This window comes from Pantoea sp. X-Soil-ISGK-355, from assembly GCF_059730805.1.
This window is the reverse complement of sequence record NZ_AP035971.1, coordinates 1,961,344-1,970,669: the sequence shown is the minus strand read 5'-3', so window position 1 is coordinate 1,970,669 and position 9,326 is coordinate 1,961,344. Positions and strand designations below refer to the sequence as shown.

11 protein-coding genes and 1 pseudogene are annotated in these 9,326 nt (G+C 58.9%); 10 read left to right on the top strand and 2 right to left on the bottom strand.

Annotation, left to right across the window (positions count from 1 at the left end; genetic code table 11):
* Positions 1 to 33: 33 nt before the first annotated feature.
* The 5 genes from AC6I8J_RS09135 to AC6I8J_RS09115 are packed head-to-tail and all read left to right on the top strand — an operon-like array spanning position 34 to position 5,208.
* Positions 34 to 1,665, top strand: a complete 1,632-nt coding sequence (locus AC6I8J_RS09135) for an ABC transporter substrate-binding protein (protein ID WP_161732352.1) — start codon at positions 34 to 36, stop codon at positions 1,663 to 1,665.
* Positions 1,662 to 2,693 carry an ABC transporter permease gene (locus AC6I8J_RS09130; protein ID WP_202604864.1) on the top strand — a complete coding sequence of 344 codons (1,032 nt, stop codon included), beginning with the start codon at positions 1,662 to 1,664 and terminating at the stop codon, positions 2,691 to 2,693. The genes AC6I8J_RS09135 and AC6I8J_RS09130 overlap by 4 nt, the downstream gene beginning before the upstream one ends.
* A complete protein-coding gene (locus AC6I8J_RS09125) occupies positions 2,690 to 3,595 on the top strand; it encodes an ABC transporter permease (RefSeq protein WP_161732354.1) in 906 nt (301 codons plus the stop codon). The genes AC6I8J_RS09130 and AC6I8J_RS09125 overlap by 4 nt, the downstream gene beginning before the upstream one ends.
* Complete coding sequence (locus AC6I8J_RS09120; protein ID WP_161732553.1) at positions 3,567 to 4,433, top strand: ABC transporter ATP-binding protein; 867 nt, start codon at positions 3,567 to 3,569, stop codon at positions 4,431 to 4,433. Before AC6I8J_RS09125 ends, AC6I8J_RS09120 begins: the two co-directional genes overlap by 29 nt.
* A gap of 10 nt (positions 4,434 to 4,443) precedes the next feature.
* Positions 4,444 to 5,208, top strand: a complete 765-nt coding sequence (locus tag AC6I8J_RS09115; RefSeq protein ID WP_161732356.1) for an ABC transporter ATP-binding protein — start codon at positions 4,444 to 4,446, stop codon at positions 5,206 to 5,208.
* A 65-nt stretch (positions 5,209 to 5,273) separates the two neighbouring features.
* On the opposite strand, the gene AC6I8J_RS09110 is transcribed toward AC6I8J_RS09115, so the two are convergent.
* On the bottom strand, positions 5,274 to 5,912 hold the full coding sequence (locus AC6I8J_RS09110) for an RpiB/LacA/LacB family sugar-phosphate isomerase (RefSeq protein WP_161732358.1): 639 nt from the start codon (positions 5,910 to 5,912) through the stop codon (positions 5,274 to 5,276).
* A gap of 139 nt (positions 5,913 to 6,051) precedes the next feature.
* On the opposite strand from AC6I8J_RS09110, the gene AC6I8J_RS09105 reads away from it, so the two are divergent.
* From AC6I8J_RS09105 to AC6I8J_RS09095, 3 genes are all read left to right on the top strand, one after another.
* Positions 6,052 to 6,381 carry a cupin domain-containing protein gene (locus AC6I8J_RS09105; protein WP_161732360.1) on the top strand — a complete coding sequence of 110 codons (330 nt, stop codon included), beginning with the start codon at positions 6,052 to 6,054 and terminating at the stop codon, positions 6,379 to 6,381.
* A 264-nt stretch (positions 6,382 to 6,645) separates the two neighbouring features.
* A complete protein-coding gene (locus tag AC6I8J_RS09100) occupies positions 6,646 to 6,885 on the top strand; it encodes a hypothetical protein (RefSeq protein ID WP_013357838.1) in 240 nt (79 codons plus the stop codon).
* Positions 6,886 to 7,192: 307 nt separating this feature from the next.
* Positions 7,193 to 7,687 (top strand): P-loop nucleotide/nucleoside kinase family protein, encoded by a 495-nt coding sequence (locus AC6I8J_RS09095; protein ID WP_161732362.1) that lies wholly within the window; start codon positions 7,193 to 7,195, stop codon positions 7,685 to 7,687.
* Positions 7,688 to 7,699: 12 nt separating this feature from the next.
* Here the strand turns inward: AC6I8J_RS09095 and AC6I8J_RS09090 are convergent, their stop codons facing one another.
* Complete coding sequence (locus AC6I8J_RS09090) at positions 7,700 to 8,593, bottom strand: dihydrodipicolinate synthase family protein (protein ID WP_260058173.1); 894 nt, start codon at positions 8,591 to 8,593, stop codon at positions 7,700 to 7,702.
* Positions 8,594 to 8,737: 144 nt separating this feature from the next.
* On the opposite strand from AC6I8J_RS09090, the gene AC6I8J_RS09085 reads away from it, so the two are divergent.
* Entirely contained in the window at positions 8,738 to 9,052 is a 315-nt protein-coding gene (locus tag AC6I8J_RS09085; protein ID WP_161732365.1) for an antibiotic biosynthesis monooxygenase family protein, read from the top strand.
* A gap of 1 nt (position 9,053) precedes the next feature.
* Positions 9,054 to 9,311 (top strand): annotated as a pseudogene (locus tag AC6I8J_RS09080) (amino acid-binding protein); the annotation flags it as partial.
* Positions 9,312 to 9,326: the final 15 nt, after the last annotated feature.

The window sequence follows — 9,326 nt, the reverse complement described above, 5'->3', positions numbered from 1 at the left end:
CGGGAAAAACCTCTGACCTGCTGGACTTTACCTATGACCCTGACACAACGATGTGGCGCGTGGCTGATCACGCTGCTGGTGCTCACGGGCAGCGCGTCAATCCAGGCAAAGACCCCGGATGACCAGCTGATCGTCGGCATGAACATGAACAACCTGCTTACCCTGGATCCGGCCGCGATGACCGGCAACGAGGTGGTCGGTATTGTGGTGAATCTCTATGACGGCCTGGTGGAGCTGAATCCGCAGCAGCTCACCGAAGTACGCCCGGCGCTGGCGGAACGCTGGTCAGTCAGCCCGGATAACCGCACCCTGACCTTTCACCTGCGCGACAACGTCAGGTTTCACTCCGGCAATCCGCTCACCAGCGCCGATGCGGTCTGGTCTATGCGTCGCGTGCTGCATCTGAATCTGGCGCAGGCGTCGGTGTGGAAGTCCTACGGTTTCAGCCGCGACAATGTGGACCAGATGGTCACCGCCCCCGACGACCGCACGCTGGTGATCACCCTGCCTAAACCCAACGATCCGCAGCTGGTGATCTACTCGCTGGCGGCGCTGGGCAGCATGGTGGTGCTGGACCGCAAAACGGTGCAGCAGCATGAAGTCGATGGCGACTGGGGCAACCGCTGGCTCACCACGCATGAAGCGGGTTCCGGTCCGTTCCGGCTGGATGTCTGGCAGGCAAAAGATGTGCTGCGCATGAGTCGCGCGACAGACTACTGGCGCGGTGAGGCGAAGATGTCGCGGGTGGTGTTCCGTCACCTGCAGGAATCGCAGACCCTGCGGCTGATGATGCAGAAAGGCGATCTTGATATCGCCAGCAACATGGCGATCCCCGACGTGCGCGCCCTGCGTCACGATCCCGACCTCACTATTAATGCCGTCAGAAAAGGGACAATCTACTACCTGGCGATGAGCATGAAAGATCCGCACTTCGACAATAACAACGTGCGTGAGGCGGTCCGCTACCTGGTCGATTACCAGGGCATTAACAAAAGTCTGATGACCGGCTACGGCGAACTGCATCAGCGCCCGATTCAGGCGGGGATGCCCGCCACGCTGCCCGATCCCGGTTACCGGCTTGATGTGCCGCGCGCCCGTGCGCTGCTGGCTGAAGCCGGCTATCCGGACGGCTTCGACACTACGCTGCGGGTGCTGGCCGATCAGCCGTTCCTGAATATCGCCATCGCCATTCAGTCAACGCTGCTGCAGGGCGGCATCCGGGCAAAAATCATTACCGGCACCGGCAACCAGATTTATGGCGCGATGCGCGATCGCCAGTTCAGCCTGCTGGTCGGACGCGGTGGCAGCGGCGTCGAGCCGCACCCCCACTCCAGCCTGCGCGCGCTGGTCTACAACCCGAACAATGCCGACAGCGCCCGGCTGACCAACTTCCAGGGCTGGCGAACCGGTTTCTACGACGCGCAGCTCAACCGCATGATCGATCAGGCGCTGGTGGAACGCGACAAAACCCGCCAGCAGCAGGCCTATTTCGCTATCCAGCAACGCTATGACCAGCTGGTGCCTGCGCTGATGCCGATTTCACAAATGCTCGACTCCGTGGTGGTCAGTAACCGTGTGCAGGCGTATCAGCCGCATCCTTCTGCAACGACCTTCCTGCGCGACGTCTGGAAAACGCCTGAAGCCCTGGCGGGAGGCACACCATGATGATGACCCTGACACGAAATCAGTGCCGCCGCATCAGCCATCGCGCGATGCAGGTGTTAATTACGCTGTTCGGCCTGCTGCTGCTGACCTTTTTTATTGGCCGGGTGATGCCGCTGGATCCGGTGCTGGCGATAGTCGGCCCCGACGCCGACCAGGCCACCTATCAGCAGGTCTACCACCAGCTTGGCTTTGATAAACCGCTGTGGGTGCAGTTTGGCATCTATCTCAATGCGCTGCTGCATGGCGACCTGGGCCACGCGCTGCTCACTGGCCAGCCGGTAGTGCATGACATTCTGCGCGTCTTTCCCGCCACGGTTGAGCTGGCCACGCTGGCAATTGTGATTGGCGCAGGGCTGGGCGTCCCGCTGGGCGTGCTGGCGGCGGCGCGGCGTAACAGCGGCATCGACTATCTGGTACGGATGCTCAGCCTGGCCGGTTACTCCACGCCGATCTTCTGGGTTGGCATGATGGGGCTGCTGCTTTTCTATGCCCATCTCGGCTGGGTTGGCGGTGCAGGACGTGTGGACTTCAGCCTGGATGGCATCGTGCCGCGCCGTACCGGCTTTATGCTGATTGATGCCCTGCTGGCGGGCAACGGTCAGGTGTTCCGGAATGCGCTGAATCATCTGGTGCTGCCCGCCTCGCTGCTCGGCTTTCACTCCATGGCTTACATCAGCCGGATGACGCGCAGTTTTATGCTCGCGCAGTTGTCGCAGGAGTTCATTCTGACCGCGCGGGTCAAAGGTCTGACCGAATGGCAGGTTATCTGGCAGCACGCGTTCCGCAATATCCTGGTGCAGTTGCTGACCGTAGTGGCGCTGGCCTATGGCTCGCTGCTGGAGGGTGCCGTGCTGATTGAAACAGTCTTCTCCTGGCCCGGTTTTGGTTCCTATCTCACGGGCAGCCTGATGCTGGGCGATATGAATGCGGTAATGGGCTGCGTGCTGGTGGTGGGTCTGATCTTTGTGCTGCTTAACCTGATCTCCGACCTGCTCTATCAGGTGTTCGATCCGAGGACCAAAGTATGACTATCTCGTTTGATGCTGCGTCTGTCAGTCCTTCCCGCGAGCGGCTGGCGCGCTGTCGGCGGTTTGCTGCCCGCTGCGGCACTTTCCTCTGGCGCATGGCCTGTAATCCCCTGACCGCCATCGGCGGTGGCATTGTGCTGCTGCTCTGCATCGTAGCGCTGTTTGCCCCCTGGATCGCACCGCATCACCCGCTGATTCAGGATCTGGACAACGCCCTGATGCCGCCCGGTGCGGCCCACTGGTTCGGCACTGATGAGTTTGGCCGGGATATCTTCAGCCGTCTGGTGTGGGGGGCGCGCATCACGCTCTACATCGTGCTGCTGGTCTCAGTGACCGTCGGGCCGCTGGGCCTGCTGCTGGGCGTGACCGCGGGTTACTTTGGCGGCAAAGTCGATGGCGTGCTGATGCGCGTCACCGATATCTTCATCTCCTTTCCCAGCCTGGTACTGGCGCTGGCGTTTGTGGCGGCGCTGGGTCCGGGTCTGGAGCATGTGGTGATTGCAATTACCCTCACCGCCTGGCCACCCATTGCCCGTCTGGCGCGCGCTGAAACGCTGTCACTGCGCCAGGCGGACTTTATCTCGGCGGTGCGTTTACAGGGTGCGTCGCCGCTGCGGGTGCTCTGGAAGCACATTATTCCGCTCTGCCTGCCGTCGGTGATTATCCGCATCACCATGAACATGGCGGGCATTATTCTTACCGCCGCCGGGCTGGGATTTCTCGGGCTGGGCGCGCAGCCGCCGGACCCGGAATGGGGCGCGATGATCGCCAGCGGCCGCACCTACATGCTGGAGTGCTGGTGGGTGGTGACCGTGCCCGGTCTGGCGATCCTGATTAACAGCCTGGCATTTAACTTCTTAGGAGATGGCCTACGTGACCTGCTCGATCCCCGCAGTGAGTAACGCCTCGCCGTTGCTCGACGTGCGCGATTTGCACGTGAACTTTGTTAACGGACGCCAGATCACCCCGGCGGTGCGCGGCGTCTCCTTTCAGCTCGGACAGGAGAAGCTGGCGATTGTCGGCGAGTCCGGCTCCGGTAAATCGACCGTGGGCCGCGCCCTGCTGCACCTGCATCCGGCCAGGGCGCGCATTGAGGCGAGCCGGATGCAGTTTGGTGATATTGACCTGCTGCACGCCAGCCCGGCACAGATGCGCGCCATTCGCGGTAAACGCATCTCCATGATTATGCAGGATCCGAAATATTCCCTGAACCCGGTGATTCGGGTTGGCGAGCAGATCGCCGAAGCCTGGCGCAGTCACCATCGCGACCAGAAAGCGGCGGCCCGTCAGCGGGCGCTGGCGATGCTGGAAGAGGTGCAGATCCGCGATCCTGAACGGGTTTATCAGCTCTATCCTCATGAGATTTCCGGCGGTCAGGGGCAGCGGGTGATGATCGCCATGATGCTGATCACCGAGCCGGAACTGGTGATTGCCGATGAGCCGACTTCTGCGCTGGATGTCTCGGTTCGCCTGCAGGTGCTGGCGCTGCTGGACAATCTGGTGAAGGCGCGCGGGCTGGGGCTGATTTTTATCAGCCACGACATCAGTCTGGTGCGCAGCTTCTGCGATCGGGTGCTGGTGATGTACGCCGGACGCGTGGTGGAGTCGCTGGCCGCCAGTGAACTCGATCGCGCGCAGCATCCCTATACCCAGGGATTGCTGGCGGCACTGCCCGACCTTGATCACCGCCGTACACGCCTGCCGGTATTACAACGTCATGCCAGCTGGTTGACGGACTAAGGAGTACGTGATGATTGATGTGAAAAATCTCAGCCTGAGTTTTGGTGATGACGCTCGCCAGCGTCAGGTGCTGTTCGACGTAAATCTGCAGGTGAAACCGGGTGAAATTTTCGGGCTGGTGGGCGAGTCGGGATCGGGCAAAACTACGGTACTGAAGTGCCTGGCGGGACTGTTTACTCACTGGCAGGGTGAGCTGAGCATTGATGATCAGCCGCTGGCGCACCGCATCGATCGGGCGCGCTGTCGTCAGGTGCAGATGGTGTTTCAGGATCCTTATGGTTCGCTGCATCCGCGTCACACGCTGGGCGACATCCTTGAAGAGCCGTTGCAGATTCAGGGTATCGGGCAGCGCCAGCAGCGGGTGGTGGCGATACTGGATAAGGTCGGGCTGAATCGCGCCTGGCAGACACGCTATCCGCACCAGCTTTCGGGAGGCCAGCGTCAGCGCGTGGCGATTGCCAGGGCGCTGATTTTAGAGCCACGCGTACTGCTGCTGGATGAGCCAACCTCCGCACTGGATGTCTCGGTGCAGGCGGAGATCCTGAATCTGCTCAGCGATCTGCAGCAGCAGGAGAACCTGACCTATCTGATGGTGACACACGATCTGGGCGTGGTGGCGCATCTCTGCCATCGCGTGGCGGTCATGCAACAGGGTAAGGTGCTGGAGATGCTGGATGTGCCGACGCTGGTGGCGGATCGCGCTGCGATGCCCTATACGCGGATGCTGGTCGAGGCGAGTCGCCACAACCCTCCGGCGCTTGCGCAGCAGAGGTGAAGAGCAATGGACGCCGAGAGAAAATAAAAAAGGCCGGTCAGACCGGCCTCGTGAAATCGGATGGCTTAGTGCGTCAGCTGACGCACAAACGCAACGATCTCCTGATTCTTGCCATGCTCAGACAGGCACTGCTGGAAACGCGGGCCGCTGACCGCGGTACGCACCAGTTCAGGATCGATAGCGCGCAGGGTGTCGAGATAGTTATCTTTAATCACCGCAGCCTTAACCTGATTCAGCAGACCGGCATTGCGTACCTGCGGCTCTTTACGCTCTGGCGGATAGCCATTGCCCTTCTCACCGGTAAACGCTTTTTCAAAGATAAAGCGCAGATTCAGTTCTGCGCCCCAGCCAAACCCTTTGGCAAACGGCAGCGCCAGTGCGTTACCGTTGTTAATCTGGGCAAACAGGTAGGCATCCGCCGGATCGATACAGTAGCCGCAGTTGACGCCCGGATGGATATTAAGTGACATCAGCGCGCCCTGCCCGGTGCCGCAGCCCGCGACCACGAAATCCACGGCCTGGCTGTTGAGCAGTATGCTGGCCTGAATACCGAGGTGAATGTAGGTCAGATGGTGATCCTGCTCATCGCTCATACCGACGTTGAAGACCTGATGGCCCAGCGGCTGTGCGACGCCTTCCAGTTCTTTCAGCACGGTAACGTTTTTAGCGGCCTGGCTGTTTTCCATCATTAACGCGATTTTCATGATCTACCCTTATAAATTAATTGAAACACCGTTTCATTTTAGTGAAAAACCACTAATGTGCATGAACTAATTCACCCGAGTGCTGTGAGATCCATCACAAAACGGTTACCGCAGCAGGGGCAACCGCAGGAGGATTGCGATGTTTATCTACCATAAAGAGCGACCATTGGAAGATCTGGGCAACGGCGTAACCCGCCGTGTGCTGGCGTACGGCGGCACCATGATGGCGGTAGAAGTGATTTTTGAGAAAGAGGCTGTCGGCCCGCTGCATCACCATCCCCACGAGCAACTGACCTATGTGCTGAGCGGACGTTTTGCCTTCACCATCAATGGGGAAACGCGTGAGGTGGGCGCAGGAGATACACTCTACAAAGCGCCCAATGTGGTTCATGGCTGTGTCTGTCTTGAGGCGGGCACGTTACTGGATACGTTTACACCGCAGCGCGAAGATTTCCTCGCCGCTAAATAATTCACGCGGCCCAATGGGCCGCCTGTTTAACTGCCCAATGCTGTGTCTTTTCCCTGCCCGCCGGATTTAACTTAAAACCGGTACAATTTTTCTGAAATTCCGTTCACTCCTAACTGAATGATTAGCCAGCACTTCCTCTTCAGCCGCGCTGCGCTTAGCCCCGGCTTAAAAATCATTCAGGCAGATTCCTGTACAAAAACCGGATCGTTGTATAAGTTTAATAGCAACATCAGTGCGTTTTTTAACCCGAAACAGGACAATAATATGCCAATGCAAAACACCCTGACCCTGCCGGTGAACCATACCATCCCGGTCAAAAATGAGTTCACATCATCCTTTGCCGCCTCTGAGCAGGACAAACTCAATTTTCTGATTGAGGAATTACTGGAAGCAGGCAAAGAAAAAAGCTGCATGGAACTGCTGCGCCATCTGGCCTCTGCGGACAGTGCCGAAGAAGAAGCGTGCTGCCGCGAACTGTTGACGTTGCTGATGGCACAAAAATGATGCCTGTGGCTGGCTGTTCAGCGCAGCTTCACTACGCTTCGGGACGTTCATCGATATTCCGCACATACGCCTGACCGCATTCCGCCGTTCAGGCGTATTAGTGTCTGTGTAAACATTGCCTGGTGTTCTCAACACCATATTGCCCACAGCTACGGATGCTGATCCGGGTGGTCAATGCGGGTTTACTTACACGCCCCCAGCCTCTCATTGCTTATCCCTCCATGCTTTTGTTAGCCTGAATCGCGCATCGACGAGACGCGTCTTACATCGGCCGCACGGTTTATTCCCCGTCTGTTAAAGGAGTGACATGTTCATGACCTCTGCACCTGCCACACTGCATCTGCTGTGCGGCAAAATTGCTTCAGGAAAATTGACGCTGGCGGCTCAGCTGGGCGCGTTGCCCGGTTACGTCGTCCTCAGCGAGGATCAGTGGCTCGCCGCGCTTTACCAGGACGAGATGCATTCAGTGGCCGATTACGTGCGCGTTGCGGCAAAACTCAGGAAGGCGATGACGCCCCATCTGGTGGCGCTGCTTAACGCGGGTGTCCCGGTGGTGCTCGATTTTCCGGCCAACACCCGGGCAAATCGTGACTGGATGCGCTCGGTGATAGAGGCGTCCTCTGCTGATCATCGCCTGCATTATCTGGACGTGCCGGACGCACTGTGTAAATCGCGTCTGCACGCCCGTAATCAGAGCGGCGAACATGCCTTTGCTGCAACGGAGGAGCAGTTCGCGCTGATTACCCGCTATTTTGAACCGCCGCAGGAGGAAGAAGGCTTTCATCTGGTGCGCCACGTTTAACGTCTTCTGATATCAGGAGAGTCCGAGAGCGGCAAGCACGTCAGCAATCTCCCGACAATCGGCAGCAGAAAGCGGCAACAGCGGGCGCGGTACACAGTCGCGTTCAGTCAGCCCCAGCAGCCCTGCTGCGGCACTGATCACCCGGAAACTGCCGCCGTGATGGCGGAACAGTGCCCACAATGGCTGAAGACGATCGGACTGCGCTCTGACGCTCGCATAATCGCCTGCGGCTGCCGCATCGGTCATCGCTTTTGCGACGCGCGGAAACAGCCCGCCGCACACCGAATACCAGCCATCACAGCCTGCAATCAATCCGTTGGCGGCAGCGGCATCACCGCTGACGCCAACCGACACGGAAGCAGGCAGCGTGCCGCGCAGTTGCATGAGGCGATCATTCGCTACTGATTGCTCCGCCGGTACACCCGGAATTTTCACTGAACCCACACCAGGCAGTTCAGCGATACGGCCCAGCAGCGTATCCGAAAACGTAAAATGGGTTGTGCCCGGATTGTCATAGACGCAGATCGGCACCGAGGCGTAACGCGTTACGGTCTCATAGAGCGTGAACACTTCCTCCTCTTTCAATGCCTGATAACCCAGTGGCGGCAGTAATAGCGCGGCGGCACCCGCCTGCTGCGCATCTTCCGCCAGCGCCAGCACCTCGTCGGTGCTTACCGCACCCACGCAGATCATCACCGGAATCGAATCTGCATGTTCCACAGCCAGCGTTGCGATGCGCCTGCGCTGCGTGCGGGTCAGATACGCATAGCTGCCGGTTGATCCCAGCACACCAAGGGAGTCGACTTTTGCCTCCGTCAGCCTGCTCAGCAGCCGCAGAAAGGCCGCTTCATCGGGGTTACCCTCGGCAAAGGGAGTAAGGGGAAAGGCACTGAGTCCGCTGAACATATCATCTGCTCCATCGTAAGAATGCGTTGCCTGGCTGACGTTCGTCCGCACAGCCATATTTCGTTACGGGCCGAAGCATCGGTTGGCTCCGCCCGCTATTTTTGCGCCATCACCCTCTTTACTCTCGTCTGAAGGAAGATAGCGATGATTGTCGTACTGTTTGAAGCTGAAGCCCGCCCCGAACACCAGATGCGTTATCTGCAACTGGCCGCTGACCTGAGACCGCTGTTAAAGGACAGTGATGGATTTATCTCTATTGAACGCTTTCAGAGCCTGGGTGATGAGAGAAAAATACTCTCGCTCTCCTGGTGGCGCGATGACGCCGCGGTGCAGGCCTGGAAACATAACCTCTGCCACCAGGCCGCACAGCGTGAAGGCCGTGAAACCCTCTTTGCCGGTTATCGCATTCATATCGCCGCGCTGGTCAGAGAATATGCCTCACAACAGGGAGTAAATTAACATGTTCGATATTCATGTGATCCTGCAAAATAGTCCAGGCACCCTTTCCCGTCTCGCCACGCTGCTGGGCCGTAATGGAATCGGCCTGGAAGGCGGCGGCCTCTTCTCGTCTGGTGCGCAGAGCCATGCCCATTTTCTGGTTGCGGAAGGCGAACGGGCGCGTGCCGTGCTGGAAGCGGAGCGGATCACCGTCGAGGCGGTAAATGTCCCGTTGATTCGCAGGCTACCGCAGCAGCGTCCTGGCGAGCCTGGAGCGATATGGCTCGCCTGAGTT